This window comes from Commensalibacter nepenthis, assembly GCF_029953305.1.
GTDB lineage: Bacteria > Pseudomonadota > Alphaproteobacteria > Acetobacterales > Acetobacteraceae > Commensalibacter > Commensalibacter nepenthis.
On the sequence record NZ_JASBAN010000001.1, the window covers coordinates 1,103,924 to 1,129,306 of the forward strand.

General features: G+C 36.5%; 27 protein-coding genes. 10 read left to right on the top strand and 17 right to left on the bottom strand.

Annotation, left to right across the window (positions count from 1 at the left end):
* Positions 1-161: 161 nt before the first annotated feature.
* The 3 genes from QJV33_RS05085 to QJV33_RS05095 all read left to right on the top strand — a co-directional run bounded on the left by QJV33_RS05085 (position 162) and on the right by QJV33_RS05095 (position 4,267).
* Positions 162-512, top strand: coding sequence for a hypothetical protein (locus tag QJV33_RS05085; protein WP_281462296.1), 351 nt, complete (start codon positions 162-164; stop codon positions 510-512).
* 264 nt (positions 513-776) lie between these two features.
* Positions 777-2,081, top strand: a complete 1,305-nt coding sequence (locus QJV33_RS05090) for an HlyD family efflux transporter periplasmic adaptor subunit (RefSeq protein ID WP_281462297.1) — start codon at positions 777-779, stop codon at positions 2,079-2,081.
* A 5-nt stretch (positions 2,082-2,086) separates the two neighbouring features.
* On the top strand, positions 2,087-4,267 hold the full coding sequence (locus tag QJV33_RS05095) for a peptidase domain-containing ABC transporter (protein ID WP_281462298.1): 2,181 nt from the start codon (positions 2,087-2,089) through the stop codon (positions 4,265-4,267).
* 65 nt (positions 4,268-4,332) lie between these two features.
* Here the strand turns inward: QJV33_RS05095 and QJV33_RS05100 are convergent, their stop codons facing one another.
* Complete coding sequence (locus tag QJV33_RS05100) at positions 4,333-5,082, bottom strand: IS6 family transposase (protein ID WP_281462299.1); 750 nt, start codon at positions 5,080-5,082, stop codon at positions 4,333-4,335.
* A gap of 101 nt (positions 5,083-5,183) precedes the next feature.
* Between QJV33_RS05100 and QJV33_RS05105 the strand changes: the two genes are divergently transcribed.
* The 4 genes from QJV33_RS05105 to folE all read left to right on the top strand — a co-directional run bounded on the left by QJV33_RS05105 (position 5,184) and on the right by folE (position 8,196).
* Entirely contained in the window at positions 5,184-5,501 is a 318-nt protein-coding gene (locus tag QJV33_RS05105; RefSeq protein ID WP_281463389.1) for a DDE-type integrase/transposase/recombinase, read from the top strand.
* Positions 5,502-5,882: 381 nt separating this feature from the next.
* On the top strand, positions 5,883-7,091 hold the full coding sequence (gene metZ, locus QJV33_RS05110) for an O-succinylhomoserine sulfhydrylase (protein WP_281462300.1): 1,209 nt from the start codon (positions 5,883-5,885) through the stop codon (positions 7,089-7,091).
* Between the two features lie 11 nt (positions 7,092-7,102).
* The gene (locus tag QJV33_RS05115) at positions 7,103-7,597 is read left to right on the top strand and encodes an ApaG domain-containing protein (protein WP_281462301.1); all 495 of its coding nucleotides are present in this window, start codon (positions 7,103-7,105) and stop codon (positions 7,595-7,597) included.
* A complete protein-coding gene (gene folE / locus QJV33_RS05120) occupies positions 7,594-8,196 on the top strand; it encodes a GTP cyclohydrolase I FolE (protein ID WP_281462302.1) in 603 nt (200 codons plus the stop codon). Before QJV33_RS05115 ends, folE begins: the two co-directional genes overlap by 4 nt.
* Before the next feature lie 172 nt (positions 8,197-8,368).
* On the opposite strand, the gene QJV33_RS05125 is transcribed toward folE, so the two are convergent.
* The 3 genes from QJV33_RS05125 to QJV33_RS05135 all read right to left on the bottom strand — a co-directional run bounded on the left by QJV33_RS05125 (position 8,369) and on the right by QJV33_RS05135 (position 11,441).
* Positions 8,369-9,118, bottom strand: coding sequence for an IS6 family transposase (locus tag QJV33_RS05125; RefSeq protein WP_281462303.1), 750 nt, complete (start codon positions 9,116-9,118; stop codon positions 8,369-8,371).
* Positions 9,119-9,269: 151 nt separating this feature from the next.
* Positions 9,270-10,655 (bottom strand): glutamate--cysteine ligase, encoded by a 1,386-nt coding sequence (locus tag QJV33_RS05130; protein WP_281462304.1) that lies wholly within the window; start codon positions 10,653-10,655, stop codon positions 9,270-9,272.
* Positions 10,656-10,706: 51 nt separating this feature from the next.
* Positions 10,707-11,441 carry an RsmE family RNA methyltransferase gene (locus QJV33_RS05135; RefSeq protein ID WP_281462305.1) on the bottom strand — a complete coding sequence of 245 codons (735 nt, stop codon included), beginning with the start codon at positions 11,439-11,441 and terminating at the stop codon, positions 10,707-10,709.
* 117 nt (positions 11,442-11,558) lie between these two features.
* On the opposite strand from QJV33_RS05135, the gene ubiA reads away from it, so the two are divergent.
* Together ubiA and QJV33_RS05145 are read left to right on the top strand one after the other, a co-directional pair.
* Positions 11,559-12,470, top strand: a complete 912-nt coding sequence (ubiA, locus tag QJV33_RS05140; RefSeq protein ID WP_281462306.1) for a 4-hydroxybenzoate octaprenyltransferase — start codon at positions 11,559-11,561, stop codon at positions 12,468-12,470.
* Positions 12,470-13,126, top strand: coding sequence for a class I SAM-dependent methyltransferase (locus QJV33_RS05145; RefSeq protein ID WP_281462307.1), 657 nt, complete (start codon positions 12,470-12,472; stop codon positions 13,124-13,126). The genes ubiA and QJV33_RS05145 overlap by 1 nt, the downstream gene beginning before the upstream one ends.
* 36 nt (positions 13,127-13,162) lie before the next feature.
* Here the strand turns inward: QJV33_RS05145 and QJV33_RS05150 are convergent, their stop codons facing one another.
* Positions 13,163-13,549 (bottom strand): integrase core domain-containing protein, encoded by a 387-nt coding sequence (locus QJV33_RS05150; RefSeq protein ID WP_281462308.1) that lies wholly within the window; start codon positions 13,547-13,549, stop codon positions 13,163-13,165.
* A gap of 64 nt (positions 13,550-13,613) precedes the next feature.
* On the opposite strand from QJV33_RS05150, the gene QJV33_RS05155 reads away from it, so the two are divergent.
* On the top strand, positions 13,614-14,363 hold the full coding sequence (locus tag QJV33_RS05155; RefSeq protein ID WP_281462309.1) for an IS6 family transposase: 750 nt from the start codon (positions 13,614-13,616) through the stop codon (positions 14,361-14,363).
* 71 nt (positions 14,364-14,434) lie between these two features.
* On the opposite strand, the gene aroC is transcribed toward QJV33_RS05155, so the two are convergent.
* The 12 genes from aroC to hemN all read right to left on the bottom strand — a co-directional run bounded on the left by aroC (position 14,435) and on the right by hemN (position 25,371).
* The gene (gene aroC, locus QJV33_RS05160; RefSeq protein ID WP_281462310.1) at positions 14,435-15,529 is read right to left on the bottom strand and encodes a chorismate synthase; all 1,095 of its coding nucleotides are present in this window, start codon (positions 15,527-15,529) and stop codon (positions 14,435-14,437) included.
* Positions 15,530-15,569: 40 nt separating this feature from the next.
* The gene (gene fabI, locus QJV33_RS05165; RefSeq protein ID WP_281462311.1) at positions 15,570-16,412 is read right to left on the bottom strand and encodes an enoyl-ACP reductase FabI; all 843 of its coding nucleotides are present in this window, start codon (positions 16,410-16,412) and stop codon (positions 15,570-15,572) included.
* 183 nt (positions 16,413-16,595) lie between these two features.
* Entirely contained in the window at positions 16,596-16,829 is a 234-nt protein-coding gene (locus QJV33_RS05170; RefSeq protein ID WP_281462312.1) for a hypothetical protein, read from the bottom strand.
* Positions 16,830-17,143: 314 nt separating this feature from the next.
* On the bottom strand, positions 17,144-17,947 hold the full coding sequence (locus tag QJV33_RS05175) for a metal ABC transporter permease (RefSeq protein WP_281462313.1): 804 nt from the start codon (positions 17,945-17,947) through the stop codon (positions 17,144-17,146).
* Positions 17,948-17,974: 27 nt separating this feature from the next.
* Complete coding sequence (locus QJV33_RS05180; RefSeq protein ID WP_281462314.1) at positions 17,975-18,730, bottom strand: metal ABC transporter ATP-binding protein; 756 nt, start codon at positions 18,728-18,730, stop codon at positions 17,975-17,977.
* On the bottom strand, positions 18,727-19,623 hold the full coding sequence (locus QJV33_RS05185; protein ID WP_281462315.1) for a metal ABC transporter solute-binding protein, Zn/Mn family: 897 nt from the start codon (positions 19,621-19,623) through the stop codon (positions 18,727-18,729). The genes QJV33_RS05180 and QJV33_RS05185 overlap by 4 nt, the downstream gene beginning before the upstream one ends.
* 21 nt (positions 19,624-19,644) lie before the next feature.
* Entirely contained in the window at positions 19,645-19,776 is a 132-nt protein-coding gene (locus QJV33_RS05190) for a hypothetical protein (RefSeq protein ID WP_281462316.1), read from the bottom strand.
* A gap of 93 nt (positions 19,777-19,869) precedes the next feature.
* A complete protein-coding gene (locus QJV33_RS05195) occupies positions 19,870-20,817 on the bottom strand; it encodes an electron transfer flavoprotein subunit alpha/FixB family protein (RefSeq protein WP_281462317.1) in 948 nt (315 codons plus the stop codon).
* Positions 20,818-20,819: 2 nt separating this feature from the next.
* The gene (locus tag QJV33_RS05200; RefSeq protein WP_281462318.1) at positions 20,820-21,569 is read right to left on the bottom strand and encodes an electron transfer flavoprotein subunit beta/FixA family protein; all 750 of its coding nucleotides are present in this window, start codon (positions 21,567-21,569) and stop codon (positions 20,820-20,822) included.
* A 40-nt stretch (positions 21,570-21,609) separates the two neighbouring features.
* Positions 21,610-23,247 (bottom strand): electron transfer flavoprotein-ubiquinone oxidoreductase, encoded by a 1,638-nt coding sequence (locus tag QJV33_RS05205; protein ID WP_281462319.1) that lies wholly within the window; start codon positions 23,245-23,247, stop codon positions 21,610-21,612.
* 93 nt (positions 23,248-23,340) lie between these two features.
* Positions 23,341-23,994: a 2OG-Fe(II) oxygenase gene (locus QJV33_RS05210; protein ID WP_281462320.1), complete on the bottom strand. Its 654-nt coding sequence runs from the start codon at positions 23,992-23,994 to the stop codon at positions 23,341-23,343.
* Positions 23,995-24,009: 15 nt separating this feature from the next.
* A complete protein-coding gene (hemN, locus tag QJV33_RS05215) occupies positions 24,010-25,371 on the bottom strand; it encodes an oxygen-independent coproporphyrinogen III oxidase (RefSeq protein WP_281462321.1) in 1,362 nt (453 codons plus the stop codon).
* Between the last annotated feature and the right edge of the window lie 12 nt (positions 25,372-25,383).

Below are 25,383 nucleotides of genomic sequence, written 5' to 3' on the forward strand. Positions count from 1 at the left end.
TGTTATGACAATAATATATAGAAAAAAATAGGTTTGACATCAAACTTATTTTTATTTTAAAAAAAATACTGAAGTCATAATAAAAAAAATTGCTTTTTTATTATTTATATAATATAGGATTTCTTGATACTGTTATTATTTCAATTTTTTAAGGAAAAAGAATGAAAGAGTTAGATATTTTTGAAATTACGGAAGTTGCTGGTGGTCGCGCTTCAGGAGTTTTAGATGCTTTATCTGGTGGTGTAACTAGTACTTTAGTTGGTGCTGCTGTTGGTATTTTTGCTGGAGCAAAAAGAGGATCAGAATACGCTGGGCGCGTTCAAAACAAAGACCCTTTAACAGGAGCTTTAGGTATTGTAGGTAACGTATTGGGCGTTGCTGCTGGTGGTATTGCTGGTGCGGTAGCTGGAGCTGTAGGTGGTCTAGGTATGGGACTATCTGACGGTATGGCAGAAACTGACAAGTTAACCAATAGTTTAAATAATTATTTAAATCAGTCTCTTGCTGGTTAATTAATTCATTAATTCATGAATTACTAAATGTAATATAATACATTAATAATTCATGAATTAAAATTATAGTGAATGATTCATTCTTCCCTAAAAAATCACTTTATATTATGCTTTCTTTGTTCAAGTATGAACCAAATGATTTATTGTTTTGGTAGTCAATAATAAATTTGCAGCATGTCTTAATGATTTAATCATTTACTTAAAAATTAATTTTTAATATTGAAAATGCTGAAGTAACATTTACCGCCTTTTATAAAGTAAAAAATGAGTAGTTTATTTAGATCTCAAGCGTTATCAGCAAAAAAAGATGCATGGCTTGGTAATGTACAAGATATTCAACCTATATCTGTCCGTATAATTTGTATTGCATCTTTTCTCTTAACTATCCTTTTTGTGCTTTATTTTTATTATGGTAGTTATACACGTCGTGTTCATGCCGTAGGTAATGTAATGCCATCTTCTGGGCTTGTAACTATTGGTTCACGAGTAAATGGTATTATTACTAAAAAAAATATAGTAGAAGGACAATTTGTAAAAAAAAATGATGTTCTTTTTGTAATTAGTGTAGATAGTAACTCTATTTCTGGTCCAACGCAAGAACATATTAATAATCTTTTAAAACAACAAGAAAAAATATTAAATAAACAAATAGAAATAAAAGAACAAGATGCCCCTATAGAAAAGAATAATATTTTTAACAGTTTAAGTAATTTACAAAAACAACATAATAAAGTGACAGAACAAATTAATAAGGATAATGAGATTATTCCTCTTATTCAAAGTTCATTAGTTTTGATTCAAAAAGCCAAAAAACTATCTTTAGCAACAAATCAAGAATATCAAAGTCAATTGTTTACTTATGCCCAAATTTTAAGTACACATGCTCAATTTTTGCAAAATCAAACAACTATTGAAGGACAAATTTTGGATAATGTGTCAAAAATCAAATTGTTTGATAATAAAAGAACAAGTGAAGTAAATGAATTAAAAAAACAACTTCTTCAAACAAAACAGCAAATTATAGAATCGGAAAAACAACAAAATATTTATATTACCGCACCAATTGATGGGAAAATAACCGCTGTACGTGGATATATTGGGCAACAAATAGAAGCCAATATGTCGTTAGCCAGTATTATTCCTAAGGATGATCCCCTAGATGCAGAACTATATGTTTCAAGTTCGTCTATTGGTTTTTTAAAAAAACAACAAGTAGTTATTTTACGTTACGATGCTTTTCCATATCAAAAATTTGGTTTTGCAAAAGGTATTATTACCGAAATAACATATTCTCCAATCACATCAAAAGTTATGGGAAAAGAAGCAGTAAGCGAACAATTGGTAACTGAGTTTACACAAAATAATAGTGTTAATACAGATCATACACTTTATCGTATTCGCGTTCGTCCTACGAAGGAATATATTTTAGCAGATGGTAAAATATATTATTTACATCCTGGTATGCGTGTACAAGCAGATATAGCCGTTGATAATCGTAAATTATATCAATGGATGTTTAAACCAGTTATTCAAATTAATGATACTATACAAACAATATTAATGAAATAAATACTATGATTGCAGTATTAGAAAAATTAAAATTTAATTTTGGTCATAAAGTTCCAATAATTTTACAGGTTGAAGCTTCAGAGTGTGGATTAGCTTGTCTTGCTATGATTTTGGGTTATCATAAAAATTTTATTGATTTGGCAACATTTAGACGAAAAGAATCTATTTCCATTAAAGGCATAAATCTTAAAAATATTATTGATATTGCTCATCGTAATAATTTATCAACACGTCCTTTAAGACTAGAATTAGAGGAACTTGATAAACTAAAACTTCCTTGTATTTTACATTGGGGTTTTAATCATTTTGTTGTCTTAGTTAGTGTAAAATCTAATTATATTATTATAAATGATCCTTCACATGGGCAAAGAAAAGTATCTTTGGAGGATGTTAATAAAGAATTTACTGGCATTGCGCTTGAAGTTACTCCAAATGAACATTTTGAACGTAAAGATGAACGTAATAATTTAAAATTAAGAGATCTTTTTCGTAAAACAAAAGGTTTAAAGAAAACTTTATTATATTTATTTTTTGCTTCATTAGGCTTAGAGGCAATTGCTATTATAATGCCAATGGCATCACAAGTTGTTATTGATGAAGTTATTGTTACAATGGATAAAGGACTATTAACAACTATTGCTATTGGTGTTGCTCTTTTAATTTTATTACAAATGGTCATTGCAACAGCAAGAACGTGGATGGTTATGTTATTTAGTACTCGTCTTAGTGTTCAATGGAATTTGGGATTGTTTGAGCATTTATCTTCTTTACCAATGGATTATTTTATTAAAAGACATGTTGGTGACGTTTTATCTAGATTTGCCTCATTGGGTATTATTCAAAAAACAATAACAACAGATATGGTTCAAGTTGTTATGGACGGAATTATGGCTGTTGGTATGCTTATAATGCTAATCATTTACGGTAAGTGGTTAGCTGCTGTAACATTAATAGCTGTAACTTTAGATATTTTATTACGTATTATTGCTTATGGTCCATATAAACAAGCATCTGAAGAAGGGATAGTATATTCAGCAAAAAAAGATTCACATTTTATTGAAACTTTACGTGGAATGGCAAGCGTTAAATTACTTGGTTTACAAGAAAGTCGTCAGGTTGGATGGATCAATTTATTAGTTGATACCATTAATGTTGGGTTAAAAACCCAACGATATGATTTAATTTTTGGCCGTATTAATGATTTTGTTTTTTCCGCAGATCGTTTGATTATGATGGTATTAGGGGCTTATTATGTTATGGATAATGTAATGAGTGTTGGTATGTTAGTAGCTTTTCTATCGTATAAAGATCAGTTCACTGGACGCATTAGTAACCTTGTGAGTGCAGTTTTTAATTTAAAAATGTTATCTATTCAAAGTGATCGAATTTCTGATATTGTTCTTAACCCAACAGAAAAAGAATTAATTGTTTCGTATAATAACGCACCTACACAACAAGCCATTAGCTCTGCAATCATTTCAAATGAAACAAGAGAGTTTTCTCATTTATCTTGTTATAATCTTGGTTTTCGATATTCACCTAATGAAGATTGGATTTTTCGTCATATAAATATTCTTATACCTAAAGGTAGTAGCGTTGCTATTGTAGGACCTTCTGGATGTGGTAAATCGACTCTATTAAAAGCAATGATGGGATTAACATTTCCTGAAGAAGGAGAAATTCTATTTAACGGAGAAAATATTTTAAAAAATCCATTAAACGACTATCGTAATAAAATTGCTGGAGTTTTACAGGATGATGGTTTGTTTTCTGGTTCTATCGCTGAGAATATTTGTGGATTTAATAATCAACCAAATTTTGATCTTATTAAAAAATGCGCAGAAGAATCTTCAATTCTAGAAGATATTGAAAATATGCCAATGAAATTTGAAACTTTTGTTGGAGATATGGGAAGTTCTTTGTCAGGAGGACAAAAGCAACGTGTAATTTTAGCTCGTGCTTTATATAGTCAACCTGATATTTTATTTTTAGACGAAGCAACTAGTCATTTAGATGAAGCAACAGAATCTTTTATCGCTCATGTGTTAACTAATTTAAAAATTACAAGAGTTATTATCGCTCATCGTCCTGCTACAGTTGCTCATTGTGATTATATTATTGTAATGGATAAAAATTTAAATAAAGAAGGAAAGATTAGTATAATTAAAAGAGAGGATTTGGTTTGACATCCTATATTCGGTCTTGTTGCAAATATTGAATGGTGCTGTGATTAGCCATAAAGCTAGCTAATTTAGACGGGTATATTATTATTTAGACCGAATATGCTTTGAATGAGTTTTATTTGTTCGTTGATTGTCCATTTTCCTTTAAAACCCAGTCCTTTTTTAATCCAGAGAATGGCCTCATATCCTTTGAGTGTTTTTCTTGCTGTATGAAAAGATTGAAAACAGCCATTTCTTGGTATACCCCTCTTTAACCTGAAATGATCATTTTCTATTCCCTGTTGTAAGGATTTTTTTGTTTCATGAACGCAGTGATTGGGAAGGATATACTCATTCTTCATGGTCTGTATGGTCTTTGGAAACGGTAATGCTTTATCTGTTCCAATATAGGTTGGAGCGAATAGACCATCTTTTTTAAACGCCTTTCTAAAGAAACGTTGTGCTGCTTTGATATTTCTTTTAGCTGTTAATAAGAAATCAATAGCAGTTCCATTCTTATCAATGGCTCTATATAGATACTTCCACTGACCTTTTACCTTGATATAGGTTTCATCAATCCTCACCTCACCACAATGGGGTTTTCTATAGCTTCTCAAACGTTTTTCTAATAGAGGAGCATAGCGTAATACCCAACGGTTTAACGTGCTATGATCAACGCTTACTCCACGCTCTAAAAACAATTCCTCAATGTCTCGATAGCTAAGACAATAGCGTAAATACCAGTTTACCGCTTGGATAATCATCAACCCACTAAAGTGGCGACCTTTAAAATCATCCTTAGACCTTAATATAAGCTTGCTATAGATACCAATAGACATAAATCAATCCTAAAAAAATAATCAATCCATTGCTATATCATACTAAAATACATAATTAAATTTGCAACAAGACCGAAGATGGTCTATTCGCACCCACTCATATTGGAACAGATAAAGCATCTCCTTTTCCAAAAACCATACAGACCATGAAGAATGAGCATATCCTTGCCAATCACTGCGTTCATGAAACAAAGAAATCTTTACAACAGGGAATAGAAAATGATCATTTTAGAGTAAAGAGAATTATCCCAAAGAATGGTTGCTTTCAGTCTTTTCATACCGCAAGAAAAACACTCAAAGGATATGAGGCCATTCTCTGGATAAAAAAAGGACTGGGTTTTAAAGGAAAATGGACAATCAACGAACAAATAAAACTCATTCAAAATCTATTCGGTTTAAACAATCCTCTTGCTTACTAAATGATTCAATCTTTATGGCTCTTTACAACTTAAAATATTATTTGCGACAAGACCTAAATTATTATAACACTGTTAAACCCCATAAAGGCATTCAAGGAAAAACACCCTATGAGGTCTTAGATAATTATTTTAAACAAAATCTGTAAATAACTCGACCAATTCCTACAAATAAACAAAGTAAAAAAAATTTCAGATTTTTTTCGAGCTATAAAATTTCTATAAATATATATTTTCAATATAATAATAAAAATTAAGCGCTCAATATTTTTCCTTGCTATCTCAACGAAAATCAATCAAAACAAATATATCTCTATTAAAAAAGATCTTTTATCTTTATTACATTTTCCTCTATTTTATACAAGATTTATAAGGGATAATTTTATGAAGCGTGCTAAAAACTATCGTCCTGCCACAAAACTGATTCACGGAGGGGTGAACAGAACTTCTTTTGACGAAACCAGCGATGCTGTGTTCTTGACCTCTGGTTTTATTTATGACAGCGCGGAACAAGCAGAGCTCACTTTCAAAGGTGAGGCTGATCATTATCAATATAGTCGCTTTAACAACCCTAATTTAACCTCTTTAGAAAATCGCCTTTCTGAACTAGAGGGAGCAGAAGCATGCGCTTTAACTGCTATGGGTATGAGTGCAATTTACGCTAGTTTGATCCCTTTAGTTAAAACTGGCGATGTTGTAGTTGCTTCTCGTGCTTTATTTGGTTCCAGCTATTGGATTATCGAAAATCTTTTACCTCAAATGGGTGTGGAAACCATTTTCGTTGATGGCACAGACCTACAACAATGGGAGCAAGCCCTTAGCAAACCAACGGCTGCCGTCTTAATTGAAACGCCTTCCAATCCTATGCTGGATATCTTAGACATCAAAGCCATTGCTGAATTGACGCATAAAGCTGGCGGTAAACTCATCGTGGACAATGTCTTTGCAACCCCTTTATATCAACATCCTTTACAATGGGGTGCTGACATTGTGGTGTATTCTTGTACAAAACATATTGATGGGCAAGGACGTGTTCTGGGTGGGGCTGTATTAGCAAATAAAAGCATTATTCAAGATCATATTACCCCATTTATCAGAAATACAGGCATTGGTTTATCCCCATTTAACGCTTGGGTCTTATTTAAAGGATTAGAAACACTGCCTTTACGTGTCGAAAAAATGACACAAAATGCCTTGGCTTGTGCTGAGTTTTTGGAAAAATCAGAGCATGTTTTGCGTGTTTTATATCCTGGTCTAACATCACATCCGCACTATGAACTTGGACAAAAACAAATGTCCGCTGCCAGCACCATGATTGGGTTTGAGATCAAAGGGGGCAAAAAAGCTGCATTTGCTTTTATGAATGCTTTGGAACTTATTTTAATTTCTAATAATCTTGGAGATAGTCGTTGTATTATGACGCATCCTGCCACAACAACCCATATGAAAATCGGTGAAGCGGAACGCTTGCATTTAGGGATTACAAATGGCTGTATTCGATTTTCAGTCGGTGTAGAAGATGTTCAAGATATTATCGAAGATTTGCAACAAGGTTTGGATGCCGTTGTTGCTTTATCAAATGCAGAAAAATAAAGTTTCATTTCATGCACTATAATATCCCTCCGTTACTATTCTCGCCCATTGCCAGAACTGATAAAAAGCAATATCAAGACCTGATTCAGAACCCTTATGTATTTAAAGCAAAGTTACATCAAATTCATATCGCAATTTATCCTTTTTGGTTAGAAGAATATTCTTTTCCACGAAAAAATATCTATAGTTGGGGGTATCATGTTCGTATTGAGAACCATTGCCTGAACCCTATCCATATTTTAAGAAAAAACTGGAATATTATTCAAAGCAACAACCACGTTAAAACAATTAACACCCCCATTATTGCCGATAATAATGCGCTATTAAATGTCGGAGAGGCATGTGATTATACCGCCTGCATAACTTTGGATACTCCGTCCAATATCATCAAAGGATATTCACTATTTCCAAAGAGACAGAGCCAACAGTCAATATCGATATTCCTTCTTTTACGCTCGATAATCCACATGAATTATTTTCCATTAACTAAAGATGAAATACTATGAATAACAAAGACAATCCCACTCCAACCCGTAAAGATGCAGAAGAAGCCATCCGCACGTTAATTCGCTGGACTGGGGATAATCCAGAACGCGAAGGACTGCTCGACACCCCTAAACGTGTTATAGATTCTTACTCCGAATTTTTTGCTGGCTACAAAGAAGACCCCAGAGAGATATTATCTCGTACTTTTGACGAAGTGGGTGGATATAAAGAAATTGTTTTACTAAAAGACATTCGCTTTGAAAGCCATTGTGAGCATCATATGGTTCCTATTATTGGTAATGCTCATGTCGCTTATTTTCCCAACTCACGTGTTGTTGGGATATCTAAACTGGCACGGATTGTCGAAATTTTTGCGAAACGCTTACAAATCCAAGAACGGATGACCTCTGAAATCGCCAATATTATCCAAGAAGTTTTAGAACCCAAAGGCGTCGCCGTTATTATCGAGGGCAGCCACCAATGTATGACAACACGTGGTGTTCATAATACAGGCGTTTCTATGATTACCTCTAAAATGTTAGGGGTGTTCAGAGACGATCCGATTGCCAGAAGTGAACTCTTAATGACGTTAAATCGCCCCTCAACATTAGGGTTATAAATCCACGATCACTTCGTCTTTCATCATAAGGCGAAGTTTTTGGCGAGGTTCTGGATAATGATCCGTAGAAATCACTTCACATAAATATTTCATTTGTCGACGGGTTGTATACAGTTGATCGGTCTTGTCGTAAATTTGAAATTGGGTTATATTTCGCTATAAAATAAGTGAGTTAGCAAGGAAGTGTGTTATTTAATCCGAAGATATTTTGGATAAGCTTTATTTGTTCGTTGATTGTCCATTTTCCTTTAAAACCCAGTCCTTTTTTAATCCAGAGAATGGCCTCATATCCTTTGAGTGTTTTTCTTGCGGTATGAAAAGATTGAAAGCAACCATTCTTTGGGATCATTCTCTTTACTCTAAAATGATCATTTTCTATTCCCTGTTGTAAAGATTTCTTGGTTTCATGAACGCAGTGATTGGGAAGGATATGCTCATTCTTCATGGTTTGTATGGTCTTTGGAAAAGTTGCGGCTTGATCTGTTCCAATATGGGTTGGAGCGAACAGACCATCTTCTTTAAACGCCTTTCTAAAGAAACGTTGTGCTGCTTTGATATTTCTTTTAGCTGTTAATAAGAAATCAATAGCAGTTCCATTCTTATCAATGGCTCTATATAGATACTTCCACTGACCTTTTACCTTGATATAGGTTTCATCAATCCTCACCTCACCACAATGGGGCTTTCTATAGCTTCTCAAACGTTTTTCTAATAGTGGTGCATAGCGTAATACCCAACGATTTAACGTGCTATGATCTGTATTTATCCCACGTTCTAAAAACAATTCCTCAATGTCTCGATAGCTAAGACAATAGCGTAAATACCAGTTTACCGCTTGGATAATCATCAATCCATTAAAATGACGACCTTTAAAATCATTCCTAGGTCTTAATATAAGCTTGCTATAGATACCAATAGACATAAATCGTTCCTAAAATATAAATACTCACTCCATTTCTACATCATACTAAAATACATAATTAAATTTGCGACAAGACCGACCAGAAATACTAATGATGGTTAGTAAAGTGAATTTTTTTAATATATTCATTTTTAATTATTTTCCCAACTATTTATATTTTGGCTTCGTCTAGAATATGTTTGACATCGCCTTGCCACACAGTTGCATAACGTTGCAACCAATATTCTGCTTGTGTGGGACCACCATTAACAATTTCATGTAAAGGATCAAGGTAGATCTGTTCATCTTGCCCAGAGCTATTTTGAAGGTTACGTTTTTTTAAACCTTCCATCGACAAAGCAAGCACGCGTTTTGCAAAATGGCGGAGGTTTTCTTTGCCCAATAAAATAGATAAGCCACTTTTAATCACTTGAGAACGTAGTTCAATATAATCTTGCCACGTATATTCTTGAATCAGTTTTTCTGCGGCAACCAAAGTTGCTGAATCATAAAGTAACCCTGTCCAAAAGGCAGACATTGCCAACATCATTTCTGGTGACCCGGCATCAGCACCACGCATTTCAATATATTGTTTCAACCGAACATCAGGGAAGGCGGTGGTGATATGATTTTTAAAGTCGCCCATTGTGACGGGTTCATTTTCAAATCCCTTGGGGGCTTTACCGTTTAACCAAGAACGGAAAGATTCCCCTGCAACATCAATCATCTTGCCGTCACGAATGACAAAATACATTGGAACATCCAGCAGCCACTCTATATATTGTTCAAAACCAAAATTTTGGTCAAAGAAAGATAATGGCATACCCGCACGATGATTATCTGTATCTGTCCAAATATGTGCACGAGTTGATTGGTATCCGCTAGGTTTTCCCTCATAAAAAGGAGAGTTGGCAAAAAGTGCCGTTGCTAATGGTTGCAAAGCTAAAGAGACACGCATTTTACGTGCCATATCTTCTTCAGAAGAGAAATCAAGATTCACTTGAACCGTACAGGTTCTGGTCATCATATCTAACCCTAAAGTGCCAACTTTAGGCATATAGGCTTTCATGATTTTATAGCGCTCTTTGGGCATCCAAGGCATTTGATCGCGTGTTGCAAATGGATGAAAACCAAGAGGCGCAAAACCAATATTTAATGGATCAGCAGCTTGGTGCACGTCCTGAAAATGGGCTTCCATTTCTTGTTTTGTTGCATGCAAGTTACTAACAGGCGCGCCCGATAATTCAAACTGTCCAGCAGGCTCTAAAGAAACCGCACCACGATCTGTGTCAAATCCAATGATATTTTTATTATCATAAACACCTTTCCATTCAGGATGGCGTTCGTGCATAGAGGTCAGAATGGCTTGGATTCCATCGGGTTCATAGGCTGGGGGTAATAAATAGCGATGATCTTCTTTGTTAAGAATAAAACCGAATTTTTCATGTTCAGTGCCAATCCGCCATTTATCAGCGGGTTTACAGCCTTCAGCTAAATGTTCGGCTAACTGAGTGGTTGAGGTAATTGGTGTTTGATCTTGATCTAAAATACTGGACATTCACAACTATCTATTCTGGTCAAAGGTCTAAGGACAAGAAACGTTGATTTGCTAAGCATGAACATGTTGTGCAAACAGGCTGAGCCCTGCCACAATAGCGGTTTCTGCTTTTAAAATTAAGTTTCCAAGGGACAAAGGTTGCACAAAATCATAAAGAAGTAAATTTTTTATTTCATTTGGATCAAACCCTCCTTCGGGACCGATTAAAATACCATCATTTCCACGGCATTTCTCAGTGTTTTTGGGCATAATTTGATATTCGGCGCAACGCTCAACCGCAATCCACAAAGTTCTATCTTTTGACCAGGTTGAGCAAAAATCAAACAAAGATAAAATGGGTTTAATTTCAGGGATCGTTAATCGATTGCTTTGTTCAGCAGCTTCGATGGTAATGCTATGCCATCGATCCTCTTTAATTTTAGTTATATTAGTACGTAATGTTTTTACTGGCTGAATGGTTTGCACACCAAGTTCGGTTGCCATACGAATAGCCAGATCAGTGGCATCCCGTTTCAAAGGCGCAAAGACCAATGTTGGACCAAAAGAGGGAATGGGTAAGCGTAATTGTTTAATAGGTTCGATCGTGCCTTTATTTTTGGTAATATGATGAATTTGACATTCCCATTCGCCATCCCGTTCGTTAAAGAAAACAACTTGCTCTGAGGCTTTTAAGCGCAAAACCGTTCCCAAATAATGTGCGGTTGAGACAGAGATCGCAAAAAATTTGTTGGCTTCTAATGTTTTAAACTCTTGGGGGGCAAGATATATACGAGGGATAAAGGACATACGAACTCTGTTAAATGATAAATTATAAAAAAGAATGAAAACGATTGTATATTACTATAAGAACATAAACTTGTATTCTTGTTTATCTTATTTATTTTTGTTTTATCAGGATATGTTGTGAATCAATTTTCTTCACGTTCAGATATAAATTTATCTTGGGTTCGTTTTCTTCCTCAGTCTTGGCAACCTTATGCGTTACTATCGCGCATTGATCGCCCGATCGGTAGTTGGTTGTTGTTTTTGCCTGGAATATGGGGGATATTATTGCCTCATCATATTTCAGCAATGATGCGAATTAAATTAATTATTTTATTTGCCATTGGTAGTGTTGTGATGCGCAGTGCAGGTTGTGTGGTAAACGATATTTGGGATCGCGATTTTGATCGACAAGTCGCACGTACTCAACAACGACCGATTGCCAATGGAACGATTTCTGTTAAACAAGCGCTATTATTCCTGTTTGTTCTTTTGATGATTGGGTTGGTTATTTTATTACAACTCAATCCTTTATCTTGGATATTGGGGGCGTCCTCTTTAATTTTGGTGGCTTTATATCCTGGGGCAAAAAGAGTGACGTGGTGGCCTCAATTGGTTTTGGGATTTACATTTGGTTTTGGAGCACCCTTGGGGTATGCCGCGGCAACGGGGTATCTTTCTTGGACACAAGCCGCTTTATACACAGCAACGATTTTTTGGCAAATTGGATTTGATACCATTTATGGGTATCAAGATATAGAAGACGATCAACGTGTCGGGGTAAAATCAACAGCCAGATGGGCTGGTGAAGCTGGTAAGCAATTTGTTGCCATTAATTATGCACTATGCGTTTTCTTTTTAATTGTTACGAGTATTTTAAATCAGAATTCATGGCTTGCAATGTTGGCTTTATTGTTACCCATTGCGCATTTTGCATGGCAGATTCAACGATTTGACTTACATAACCCCAAAGTTTGTTTAACGCTCTTTAAATCTAACAGAGATGTAGGGCTACTTATCGCCTTAGCTCTTTTTATAGGTAACCTCATTTGATGACGAATTTTTCTCAATTTGAAAATTTAATTACACAACATACAGCACTAGAGAAAACAGATTTTGTGCCAGAAATTATGCTGTATCAAGCCAGTGAGATTACGCCGATTTGGCAAGTAACCGAGGCTTGGTTGAACCATCAGAATATAGAACCACCTTTTTGGGCTTTTGCTTGGCCTGGTGGAAAAGCATTGGCACGATATATTCTGGATAATCCAAAGCTGGTCAAAGAGAAGAAAGTGCTTGATTTTGCAGCAGGGTGTGGAATTGCTGCGATTGCTGCGGCAAAGAGTGGGGCGGCTTATATTGAGGTTGCAGATATTGATCCTTTGGCACAGAAATCTTGTGCATTAAATGCCAAAGTTAATCATGTGTTGTTAGATAAAAATTCGAATGATGTGGTTGGACAGCCCTGTACATGGGATATTATTTTTTGTGGGGATGTTTGTTATGAAGCTCCGATGACTCAACATATCTGGCCATGGTTAAAACAATGTGCAGAACAAGGAGCAACGGTGTTTATTGCTGACCCAGAACGCAGTTATTTGCCAAAAAAAGAACTCACCCCAGTTTGTACATATGACATTCCCACGACATTAGAATTGGAAGATTGCCAGTTACGCAAAACGGTTTTGTATCAGTTGGTTTTAGAGTAAAACATACTTGTTATCTGTAGGAATTGATCGCGTTATTTACAGATTTTGTTTAAAATAACCATCTAAGACCTCGTAGGGTGTTTTTCCTTGAATGCCTTTATGGGGTTTAACAGTGTTATAATAATTTATAAATCGTTTCAACTTTAACTTTCGATCTTGAGCATTGACGAACAATTCACGCTCATGCCACATTTCCATGAGTGTGCGAATGACGCGCTCTGCTTTGCCATTGGTTTGAGGGCAAGCTGGCTTGGTAAATTTCTGGTTAATCCGATTGGTATAACAAGATTTAACAAACAGATGTTCAAGCGTTCCTTGGTATTCTCTGCCATTGTCAAAGTAAACACATTCGATCGTATAAGGGCATTGAACCAGCACATCGTCTTGTAGGAACTGAGCTGCACTAAACTGGTCTTGTCGCAAATTTAATTATGTATTTTAGTATGATGTAGAAATGGAGTGAGTATTTATATTTTAGGAACGATTTATGTCTATTGGTATCTATAGCAAGCTTATATTAAGATCTAAGGATGATTTTAAAGGTCGCCACTTTAGTGGGTTGATGATTATCCAAGCGGTAAACTGGTATTTACGCTATTGTCTTAGCTATCGAGACATTGAGGAATTGTTTTTAGAGCGTGGAGTAAGCGTTGATCATAGCACGTTAAACCGTTGGGTATTACGCTATGCTCCTCTATTAGAAAAACGTTTGAGAAGCTATAGAAAACCCCATTGTGGTGAGGTGAGGATTGATGAAACCTATATCAAAGTAAAAGGTCAGTGGAAGTATCTATATAGAGCCATTGATAAGAATGGAACTGCTATTGATTTCTTATTAACAGCTAAAAGAAATATCAAAGCAGCACAACGTTTCTTTAGAAAGGCGTTTAAAGAAGAGGGTCTATTCGCTCCAACCCATATTGGAACAGATAAAGCATTACCGTTTCCAAAAACCATACAAACCATGAAGAATGAGTATATCCTTCCCAATCACTGCGTTCATGAAACCAAGAAATCTTTACAACAGGGAATAGAAAATGATCATTTTAGATTAAAGAGAATGATCCCAAAGAATGGCTGTTTTCAGTCTTTTCATACCGCAAGGAAAACACTCAACGGATATGAGGCCATTCTCTGGATTAAAAAAGAACTGGGTTTTAAAGGAAAATGGACAATCAACGAACAAGTAAAGCTCATTAAAAATTTATTCGGTTTAAATAATAATATATTCGTCTAAATTAGCTAGCTTTATGGCTAATCACAGCACCATTCAATATTTGCGACAAGACCTTTTTTTGTATGTAATGTTTAATCTAAAATACTAGATCGAAACTGACCAATTTGCCCGCGATGTCTTAACCAATGATCGGCTAAAATACAAGCCATCATGGCTTCACCCACAGGCACTGCGCGAATACCAACGCAAGGATCATGTCTTCCTTTGGTAATTACGTCTGTGGCGTTGCCTTCGGAATCAATCGAAGGTTGAGGAATTAAGATAGAGCTGGTTGGTTTCACGGCAAAGCTTACGTTAATTGGCTGTCCTGTTGAAATACCACCTAAAATCCCGCCTGCATGGTTGGAGGAAAAAGATAACTTGCCATCATTGAGATAAATAGGATCGGCATTTTCTTCACCACGTAAAATGGCGGCATCAAGGCCCTCACCAATTTCAACGGCTTTTACAGCATTAATGCTCATCATTGCTTGGGCAATATCGGAATCTAATTTTCCATAAATAGGCGCTCCCAATCCCGCAGGAACCCCCTCAGCAACAATTTCAATCACAGCACCAATGGAAGAGCCATCTTTGCGAATAGAGGTTAAATAGTCTTGCCATTGAGGCACCATCTCGGCATCAGGGCAAAAGAACTCATTTTTCTTGACCTCATCCCAAGACCAACGATCACGATTCACTTTCAAATCACCAATTTGAACCAAAGCTCCACGGATTTTTATTTGATCCCCAAGAATTAATCGAGCAATTGCCCCAGCAGCAACCCGCATTGCCGTTTCACGTGCAGAGGAACGCCCACCGCCACGATAATCACGAATACCATATTTCAAATCGTAGGCAATATCGGCATGTCCAGGACGATAAGATTGGGCAATATTAGAGTAATCTTTGGAACGTTGATTAGTATTTTCAATTAATAAAGAGATTGGGGTTCCTGTTGTTTTGCCTTCAAAAACCCCAGATAATATTTTAACCTGATCAGGTTCATTTCGAGTAGTTGTGAATTTAGATCGCCCAGGTCTGCGTAAATCCAACCAAGGTTGAATCATTGCTTCGGTCAAAGGGATTTGCGGGGGGCATCCATCCACAACACACCCAATAGCAGGTCCGTGGCTTTCACCCCATGTCATTACACGAAATAATGTTCCAAAACTATTGCACGACATGGTTTTATGCTCGTCTTACTCTTGTAATACTCAATTAAAATTAATCTTCTGATGCTAATGCAATATCAGGAGCTGTTGGGTTTTTCATACCGACCATATGATAGCCACAATCGACATGATGAATTTCCCCTGTAACACCACGAGAAAGGTCAGAAAGGAAGTAAACGCCTGCGCCTCCAACTTCATCAATTGTTACATTGCGTTGTAAGGGAGAATTAAGCTGATTCCATTTTAAAATATAACGGAAATCCCCAATACCACTGGCAGCAAGTGTTTTAATCGGTCCTGCAGAGATTGCATTAACACGGATATTATCAACCCCTAAATCGGCAGCCATATATTGTACAGAGCTTTCCAAAGCAGCTTTGGCAATACCCATAACATTATAATGTGGCATCACACGCTCTGCACCAAGATAGGTCAAAGTCAATAATGAACCACCATCTTTCATTAATTTAGAGGCTTCTTTGGCAACAGCGGTAAAAGAAAAACAAGAGATATCCAAAGCTGTTAAAAAGGCTTCTCTGGGGGTATCAATATAACGCCCACGCAAATATTGTTTGTCTGCCCAACCAATCGCATGTACAACAAAATCTAATTTGCCCCATTTTTCTTCTATATCTTTAAAAGTTTTTTCAATATCTTTGTCTTCACTTACATCACATTGGATTAAATAATCTGAACCCAAGCTGGCAGCCAAAGGTCGGACTCTTTTTTCTAGGGCTTCACCTTGATAAGCAAAAGCGAGCTCTGCACCTTGTAAAGCACAAGCCTGTGCAATCCCCCAAGCAATAGAGTGATTATTAGCCATTCCCATAATCAATCCACGTTTACCCTGCATCAACTTCCCTTCTGTTGGAAGGACAGTGTTTTCATTTGACATGACAATTCCCTAGCTTTTCGCTAACTTGATAAAATTATAAATCCGCAGTCATTATATTAAAAAAAGAGAAAAAACCGCAATTATTTTTTAATACCTGATTTATAATAGAAAGAAAAGAGGGCTATTTTCTGGTCTTGTTGCAAATTTAAAACTAGGTTGTTTTTTAGTATGGAATTGGTTAATTTAGCAAGCGAGAGGTTTATTTAAACCGAAGATATTTTGGATAAGCTTTATTTGTTCGTTGATTGTCCATTTTCCTTTAAAACCCAGTCCTTTTTTTATCCAGAGAATGGCCTCATATCCGTTGAGTGTTTTTCTTGCTGTATGAAAAGACTGAAAGCAACCATTCTTTGGATTAAAAAAGAACTGGGTTTTAAAGGAAAATGGACAATCAACGAACAGATAAAGCTCATTCAAAGCATATTCGGTTTAAATAATAATATACCCGTCTAAATTAGCTAGCTTTATGGCTAATCACAGCACCATTCAATATTTGCAACAAGACCTATAATCGCCATATCTCCTCTCGATGATACAGCGTAAGCTTCGTTTTTCTATGCATGGTCATTACAGTAATATTTCATATCACTGTAAACAACGCGACAAATTCCTACAATTTGCGACAAGACCGGAAAAACACTCTATGAGGTCTTAGATGGTTATTTTAAACAAAATCTGTAAACAACACGATCAATTCCTACAAATAACATTATATAATTAATAAAGTATTTTCAATACTTAATAAATAGATATTTTTTACCCAGCAATAATGACAATAAATATATTAAAAAACTTAATAAACTAATACAAAAAGAAGCAGGATAATCCGTAACCCACGCTATAATAACCCCTCCCCAAGATTCTACCACTGCTAAAAATATGGATAAAAATAGACCTCGCCAAACCGTTTTGCTTAACTGACGCGCAACCGCAGCAGGTCCTACCATCAGGGAAAAAGTCAATAAAATCCCAGTAACTTGCACACACGCAGCCGTCACACATGCAACCACTCCCAAAAATAGGATAGAAACACGTCGTAATGACACCCCTTTTGCCTCTGCCAGATCAGGTTGCATAGAAGCAAATAACAAAGGACGCATAAAAAATAGCATCACCATACAGCAAACAATGCTGAGAATAATCAACCCATATAAAGTTTGTGTATCAACCGCAAAGATATTCCCAAAAAGCAATCCCGTAACTTGAGAGGCATAACGCGTATAAAAATGCAAAAACAGCAATCCAAAGCCCATTGATGTCGATAATACCAATCCAATGGCAATATCTCTATCTTTTAACTTGGGTCCTATTACGCCGATCAACCCACCTGCACATAAACTGAATACTAACAATCCAAGAAATGGCGAAACCCCAACCAAGCTTGCCCCTGTTGCTCCTGCAAAACCAACATGAGACAAAGCATGTCCTGCAAAAGTTTCTCTGCGGATCAACAAAAAATATCCGATTAATCCACAAATAATTGCGACAATAACTGATGCAATAAATGCAGTTTGCATAAATTCAAGGGAAAACATCCTCGAATCAACTTTCAAATTAATAAATTAACAAGCCGTTGTTACAAAAAGATGCTGGTTTGTTTTAACCACGTCAATAGGAAACCCATATAACTGAGTTAACACATCAGAGGTCATCACTTGACTAACATCACCTAAAATTGCTTTTTGATTTCCAATACAAATAACCTGATCCATCACTTTCATCAAAGGATTTAAATCATGCGTTGAAAGTAAAATTGTCAATCCTCTTTGCTCTTGCAATTCTTTGAGCAATGACAAAATAATTTTTACCCATTTGGGATCGAGATTACTAAACGGTTCATCCATAATAATTAACTTAGGATCCCCTAGTAATGCTTGAGCAAGTAACAAACGTTGTCTTTGTCCACCAGACATTTCAGACAAGGAAACACCAGCTAACTCTTTAGCATGTACATGATCCAAAACAGCGTCAATATGATATAAATCTTGCTTTGTTAAAAAGGGTAGCCCCCATTTATGACCACGAATACTGGTGGCTATAAACTCTTTTCCTGTGAGCTGAAAAGATTCCATCTCTCTATATTGGGGAATATAACCTATTTGTTTTCGAGCTTTATTAGGAGACCGTCCCAAAATCTTTATTTTATTTTCAGCACAAGGAATTATCCCCAAGAGTGCCTTCATAAAGGTCGTTTTACCAGAACCATTCGGACCAAAGATACCAATAAACTGATTGTCTTTGATCTGTAGATTAAGTTGAGATAAAATGACACATGAGCCCAATCGAACATCAAGGTTTTGACATTCAATCACATTCATTGATGCTGACTTTTTAAAGTTGTCTCGACTTTATCTAACACCTGATTCATCCATTGTTGATAGGTCAAATGAGCTGGCATGGTCTCGGACACCCCAACCACTGCCACCCCTGATTCTATAGCAATTTTCTTTAATTGTTCCGTGGCAGGCGTAGAGACTTGTTCGTTATAAAATAAAATTCTAATTTGATGAGTTTTTAAATCTTGAATAAATTGTACAATTTGTTTGGGTGTAGGCTCACCCCCATTCATTACAACCCATTGATAAGGTTCTTCTAACATTTCAAACCCAAGTTTTTGAGCCATCAATCCAAATACAGGTTCTGTTGCAGCCACTTTAATATGTGAATATTGTTGATGAATAGTTTGAATACGTTGTTGAATTTGTTTTAAATCAACATCGAATGAAGCAAATTGTTTCTGAAAAAAAACTTTTTCTTGTGGGTTTAAGCGGCTATAAACTTGCCGTAATTGTTGTGATAATTTTTCGATTGCCTCTATATTATACCATAAATGTGGGTTTTCCCCTTCTTTACGCCCCAATAAAGACTGTATTGATACGATATCTTGACGATTAAAATGATATAGTGTTAATAAACGATCCATCCAAGCATCATATCCCAGCCCATTGACAATAATCACATCTGCATCTGCAATCTTTTTACCAATACTCGGTGTAAGCTCAAATAAATGTGGGTCTTGGTCTGGATTATTTAAAATAGAGTCAACGTGTACATATTGCCCACCCAGTTGTTGAGCAATATCACCATACATATTCTCTGCTGCAATAACATGAATGATTTTTGTATCATCAGCCGCATAAGCAACCTTTTGATAACTATAGAATGCCAATAGTGCTACAAAACAGGCAAAAAGATTTTTTCTAACAAACAAGAAATATAACTTTCTTTTTAATTATAAATACCAAGCACCATACGTCATTAAAGCAAGCACAGAGATTAATATTCCATGTAAAATTAATAACCACTTAATCGTAATCACAGGGACATAATATTTGTCTTTTGGTTGTTCAAGTTCCCATTTCATAATGCATATCCTTCACGAACCTATAATTATTTAAATCATAAAAAATTTTAATTTTACATGCTGTTTAAATATATAAACAGCATGTAATATTGCTTATCTTGCTTTTAAAGCAGCTTCTAATTGTGGCAGAATTTCAAACAAATCCCCGACAATCCCATAATCTGACACTTTGAAAATAGGAGCTTCTGGGTCTTTGTTAATCGCAACAACAAATTTACTGTCTTTCATCCCAGCCAAATGTTGAATAGCCCCTGAAAGAGCCACAGCAATATAAAGCTCTGGAGCTACTATTTTACCTGTTTGTCCAACCTGATAATCATTGGGAACAAACCCAGCATCAACAGCAGCTCTGGAAGCCCCTATTGCAGCATCTAATTGATCTGCAACTTTTTCAAGCAATACAAAATTATCACCGCTTTGCATACCACGCCCACCAGAGATAACAACACGCGCAGATTCAAGCTCTGGTCTATCAGATTGTGATAATTTTAGCTCTTTAAATACAGAAAGCTGCTTATCAGAAATTGGAAGGTTCTCCACTTTCTCAATTACTGCATTACCGCCTGTTTCCGCTGCTGCTTCAAAAGTAGTTCCACGAACAGATAAAAGCTTCTTGGAGTCTTTAGAAGTCACTGTTGCAAGAATACTACCTGCATAAATAGGACGAACAAATGTTGATGCATCGATAATTTCAACCACATCAGAAATCGGTTGAACATCTAATAATCCAGCCAAACGAGGCAAAATATCTTTACCTTCTGCGTTCGCTGGAGCAACGATATATTCATAAGCTCCTGCTAATGACGCAATTAAATCTGCTACTGGCTCAGCTTGCATATGTGCATAAGCAGCATGTTCTGCAACAAGTAATTTTTGCACACCGTGCAACTGAGATGCTTTTTGAGATAAAACCTCTAAATGATCACCAACCAACAGCGCATGAATCTCTGTGCCTAATTTCCCTGCTGCAGTAATCGCTGAACGGCTGATCTTGCGAATTTGATCGCCTTTTTCATAACTTAATAAAACTAAAACAGCCATTCTTAAATTACCTTTGCTTCATTTTGAAGTTTATCCATAAGCTCTTCAACAGAACCAACAATAACACCTTCACGAACAGAAGAAGATTCTGCCACAGATTTTACTTCTAAACGAATGGCTGTATCAACACCAAGATCAGCAAGAGCAACCGTTTCAATCGGTTTCTTTTTCGCCTTCATAATATTTGGCAAAGATGCAAAACGAGGCTCATTTAAACGCAAATCTGTTGTAATCACAGCAGGTAAAGTAAGCTCTAGGATTTCTTGCCCGTCGTCAATTTCACGCGTGATTTGCGCTTTGCCATCAGAAAGCTCTAGTCTACTGACAAATGTTCCTTGAGCCCAGCCTAATTTTGCTGCCAAAATTTGACCCGTTGCATTCATATCATCATCAGATGCTTGCTTACCCATTAAAACAACATCTGGTTGTTCTTTGGCAACAAAATGTTGTAAAATCTTAGCAACACTTAGAGATTCCAATGCATCTTCTGACGTAACTAAAATCCCTCTATCTGCACCCATTGCCATTGCAGTACGTAACGTATCTTGACATTTGACCTCCCCAATAGAAATCACCACCACTTCAGAAGCAATCTTTTGTTCTTTAAGACGAACAGCTTCTTCGACTGCAGTTTCATCAAAAGGGTTCATGGACATTTTTACGCCACCAACCTCTACACCAGAATTATCGGACTTTACCAACGGTTTAATATTAGAATCAACAACCCGTTTCACCGGAACTAATATTTTCATAACACCCTTTCGTTACGATATTATTAACTAAATTAAAATCTTACATTCCACCTGGATAATTCGGACCACTGCCACCTTCTGGCGTTTCCCAATCTATATTTTGTGTAGGGTCTTTAATATCACAAGTTTTACAATGAATACAATTCTGAGAATTAATTTGTAGCTTGGGTTCTTTATCAATATCCACTGCTTCATAAACGCCTGCTGGACAGTATCTTGATTCAGGAGATTTAAAAATATTCCAATTCACCGTTTTCCAAATAGACGTATTTTTCAATTTCAAATGCACTGGTTGATCGTCTCTATGATCGATATTCGACAAGAACACAGAGGATTCGCGACTAAAAGTTAATTCATTATCTGGTTTTGCATATTCAATTTTTTCAAATGAGGATGCTGCTTCTAGTTGTTCATTATCTGCCAAACGATGATGAAATGTCCAAGGCACCTTTCCCCGTAACATTGAATCGAACCCTGCATATAATGTTGCAACTTTTGCGCCGAATTTTGCAAAAGCAGGACGGATATTACGTGCTTGATGAAGCTCTTTCCAAACCCAAGATTGACGCATACGGAATTGATAGGAAATCGGTTCTATTTCTTGCGTTGCCAATGCTTCAACAATAGCTTCTGCTGCAACCATTCCTGACTTCATTGCTGTATGCGTGCCTTTAATTTTGGGCACATTTAAAAAACCCGCAGCATCACCAATTAATAACCCACCAGGAAAAGATAATTTAGGGATAGATTGTACCCCCCCCTCTGATAACGCACGCGCAGAATAGCTGATACGTCTGCCTCCTTCCAGATGATATTTCATCACGGGATGCATTTTAGACCGTTGCATTTCTTCAAATGGCGATAACCAAGGATTTCGATAATCAAGCCCAACCACAAATCCAAAGGAGACTAAATTATCGCCAAAATGATATAACCAAGAACCACCATATGTATGATCGTCCAGTGGCCATCCAAAACTATGTTGGATATATCCTGGCTTATGTTTATGCGCAGGAATTTCCCATAATTCCTTGATCCCAAGACCATAAGTCTGAGGGTCAACGCCTTGTCTTAATTTAAATTGATCCATTAATTTTTTAGATAAAGATCCGCGACATCCTTCGGCGAATAATGTATATTTCGCTCTTAATTCCATACCAGGTTCATGGTTTGACCCTTGGGTTCCATCTTTCTCAAGTCCCATATCACCGGTAACAACACCCACAACCTGACCATCTTCAATAATCAATTCACTGCCGGAAAAGCCAGGAAAAACCTCAACGCCTAATTCTTCTGCTTGAGTGGCTAGCCAACGGCAAAAATTACCCAAACTGATGATAAAATTCCCATCATTATTCATTTGAGGCATAAATGATTTAATCATTGGAATTGCGGTATATTTTTGCTCATCAGGCAAATAAAACATACGTTCATGATTCACAGGCGTATCTAGTGGTGCGCCCCTTTGTTTCCAATCGGGAAATAATTCATTTAATGCTGTTGGTTCTAATACTGCGCCAGAAACAATATGAGCCCCAATTTCAGAGGCTTTTTCAATTAAGCAAATTTCAACTGAAGGAGCCAATTGTTTTAATCGAATAGCAGCAGATAATCCAGCAGGACCACCCCCTATAATTAAAACGTCAAACTCCATTTGCTCACGTGCATCGTTACTCATATTATTTATCCTATTTCCCACTATGCAGTAAATTAACTCAATTCAACTATAGCTCTTAATACAAACAACATTGATAAAAATACAGTTTAATTTTTAATCATACGCAAAAGCAAGCTCATGCTTGGCTCGCCAGTTTTGATTAACATAGTTCATAATCAACGTGCGACGGATGCCTTTCATCGGACGTTTTTTATATCCATGCCACGTATCTTTACTAGGAATGAACATAAATGCGGAATTAAATTTCCCAGAACTTCTTGCCAAAGAATCCCCTTGGGCATTCATAATATCAGTTCCCCAATTCTCGGCATCGTCTCCCAAAGATAATGAAATCAGAAATGTGAGTTTCTTTGCACCAATATCGGTATGATGTTCAAGCCAAAACCCTTCTTTATCCAAACATAGCTCTAATCTTAACCATGTATTAGAAAGATCCGCACCAGTTACTTTGGAGAAAAGATCTCTTGTTTCTTGGCTCTCAAAAGCCTGGGCCAACGCCGCACATCGGCGATCTTGCTGTTGTTTTTCAGGATTAACAAAAACGCGATTTTGATTGTTATTTTCACGCCGCCCTTGGATATCTCCAGAAATTGCTTTTTCATCTGGCATCCATTCTAATAACGAATCACAAACAAAATCAGGCAAAATATTCTCTAGCAACCAATGTTGATAAGGATAAGTATACCCTGATGCTTGGTGAATAGAACGATGCAAATTCTGAACAGTATCTTTGAATTGAACACTCATATATAATATCCTGTATTATATTGCTTGAGCATGACGTTGCGGCGCAACACGATAATATGTATCAAATACAACCACTATGTTTCTCAAAAAACAACGCCCTTCTTCTGTAACTGTTATTTTATAACTCTCAATCTTAACCAAGCCATCTTCTTCAAATGACTTTAATTTTAATAAAGCATCATCAAAAAAATTATCTGGTTTATTATACTGACGTGTTATTTGGTTTAAATCAATATACAAGTCACACATTAATCGTTCAATCACCGTCCAACGCAATAAATCCTCTTCATCCCGTCCAACGCCACGCGCAATAGGCAGCCCCTCTTGAGACATAGCTTTTTGATATGCTGCCACCGAAGGATGATTTTGCACAATTCCCTGTGGAACAATGGAAACAGATGATGCACCAACGCCCAATAAAGCGGGGGCATCATCAACGGTATATCCTTGAAAGTTACGGTGTAATGTTCCTTGTTGAGCAGATTTGCTCATTGAATCATGAGGCAAAGCATAATGGTCTAGACCAATCACTTGGTATCCAGCCTCTTGCAAAATTTCATCAATAACTTGGCGTTGTTGAAAACGTTCAATACTATCTGGCAGCACATCACCTTCTAATAAGGTCTGTCGCTTAAATTTCCATGGCACATGTGCATATCCAAACACAGCCAACCGATCTGGTTTCAACTCTACAACAGATCGAATCGTTGCACTTAAACTTTCAACAGTTTGATTAGGCAGTCCATAAATCAGATCCATATTAACAGACTGAATATAATTCTGACGCACAACATTAATACAATGAGCCGTTAACTCTTTACTTTGGATCCGTCCACAAGCTTTTTGAACTTTAGGATCTAAATCCTGTACACCAAAACTTACTCTGGTAAATCCCAAAGGGTGCAGCATAGAGAAATACTCAACGGAAACATGCCTTGGATCAAGCTCTATTGAAATATCAGCGTTTTGTTGAATATCGAATAGATTGTAAATCGTTTGCATTACCTTTTTCATTGCATTCATCGGTAATGTCGTTGGAGTTCCACCACCAAAATGAATAAAACTGACTGAGCGACGTGCTTGAAGAAACCCAGCCAATCGTTTCAACTCTTCACACAACAAATCCCCGTAAGCACTGCGTATCGATTCTTGATGAACAACTTGTGTATTACAAGCACAAAATTTACATAATTCATCACAGAAAGGTACATGCAAATACAACGAAACAGGCTCCCCCTCTGGAAGAGCCTGTAACCATTGTTGATATTCGTTAAATCCAACAGCTTCTGTAAACTGAACAGCTGTTGGATAACTTGTGTATCGCGGTAGATTTCCTTCGTACCGCGCAAGACGGTCAAAGGAAATACCCTTTTTCATTCCGAACTCCGC

What these genes read in the sequence shown, in the direction of transcription:
- QJV33_RS05085 (WP_281462296.1), top strand. Translation starts at nt 162, where the DNA reads ATGAAAGAGTTAGATATTTTTGAAATTACGGAAGTTGCTGGTGGTCGC.
- QJV33_RS05090 (WP_281462297.1), top strand. Translation starts at nt 777, where the DNA reads ATGAGTAGTTTATTTAGATCTCAAGCGTTATCAGCAAAAAAAGATGCA.
- QJV33_RS05095 (WP_281462298.1), top strand. Translation starts at nt 2,087, where the DNA reads ATGATTGCAGTATTAGAAAAATTAAAATTTAATTTTGGTCATAAAGTT.
- QJV33_RS05100 (WP_281462299.1), bottom strand. Translation starts at nt 5,082, where the DNA reads ATGTCTATTGGTATCTATAGCAAGCTTATATTAAGGTCTAAGGATGAT.
- metZ (WP_281462300.1), top strand. Translation starts at nt 5,883, where the DNA reads ATGAAGCGTGCTAAAAACTATCGTCCTGCCACAAAACTGATTCACGGA.
- QJV33_RS05115 (WP_281462301.1), top strand. Translation starts at nt 7,103, where the DNA reads ATGCACTATAATATCCCTCCGTTACTATTCTCGCCCATTGCCAGAACT.
- folE (WP_281462302.1), top strand. Translation starts at nt 7,594, where the DNA reads ATGAATAACAAAGACAATCCCACTCCAACCCGTAAAGATGCAGAAGAA.
- QJV33_RS05125 (WP_281462303.1), bottom strand. Translation starts at nt 9,118, where the DNA reads ATGTCTATTGGTATCTATAGCAAGCTTATATTAAGACCTAGGAATGAT.
- QJV33_RS05130 (WP_281462304.1), bottom strand. Translation starts at nt 10,655, where the DNA reads ATGTCCAGTATTTTAGATCAAGATCAAACACCAATTACCTCAACCACT.
- QJV33_RS05135 (WP_281462305.1), bottom strand. Translation starts at nt 11,441, where the DNA reads ATGTCCTTTATCCCTCGTATATATCTTGCCCCCCAAGAGTTTAAAACA.
- QJV33_RS05145 (WP_281462307.1), top strand. Translation starts at nt 12,470, where the DNA reads ATGACGAATTTTTCTCAATTTGAAAATTTAATTACACAACATACAGCA.
- QJV33_RS05155 (WP_281462309.1), top strand. Translation starts at nt 13,614, where the DNA reads ATGTCTATTGGTATCTATAGCAAGCTTATATTAAGATCTAAGGATGAT.
- aroC (WP_281462310.1), bottom strand. Translation starts at nt 15,529, where the DNA reads ATGTCGTGCAATAGTTTTGGAACATTATTTCGTGTAATGACATGGGGT.
- fabI (WP_281462311.1), bottom strand. Translation starts at nt 16,412, where the DNA reads ATGTCAAATGAAAACACTGTCCTTCCAACAGAAGGGAAGTTGATGCAG.
- QJV33_RS05175 (WP_281462313.1), bottom strand. Translation starts at nt 17,947, where the DNA reads ATGTTTTCCCTTGAATTTATGCAAACTGCATTTATTGCATCAGTTATT.
- QJV33_RS05180 (WP_281462314.1), bottom strand. Translation starts at nt 18,730, where the DNA reads ATGAATGTGATTGAATGTCAAAACCTTGATGTTCGATTGGGCTCATGT.
- QJV33_RS05190 (WP_281462316.1), bottom strand. Translation starts at nt 19,776, where the DNA reads ATGAAATGGGAACTTGAACAACCAAAAGACAAATATTATGTCCCTGTG.
- QJV33_RS05195 (WP_281462317.1), bottom strand. Translation starts at nt 20,817, where the DNA reads ATGGCTGTTTTAGTTTTATTAAGTTATGAAAAAGGCGATCAAATTCGC.
- QJV33_RS05200 (WP_281462318.1), bottom strand. Translation starts at nt 21,569, where the DNA reads ATGAAAATATTAGTTCCGGTGAAACGGGTTGTTGATTCTAATATTAAA.
- QJV33_RS05205 (WP_281462319.1), bottom strand. Translation starts at nt 23,247, where the DNA reads ATGAGTAACGATGCACGTGAGCAAATGGAGTTTGACGTTTTAATTATA.
- QJV33_RS05210 (WP_281462320.1), bottom strand. Translation starts at nt 23,994, where the DNA reads ATGAGTGTTCAATTCAAAGATACTGTTCAGAATTTGCATCGTTCTATT.
- hemN (WP_281462321.1), bottom strand. Translation starts at nt 25,371, where the DNA reads ATGAAAAAGGGTATTTCCTTTGACCGTCTTGCGCGGTACGAAGGAAAT.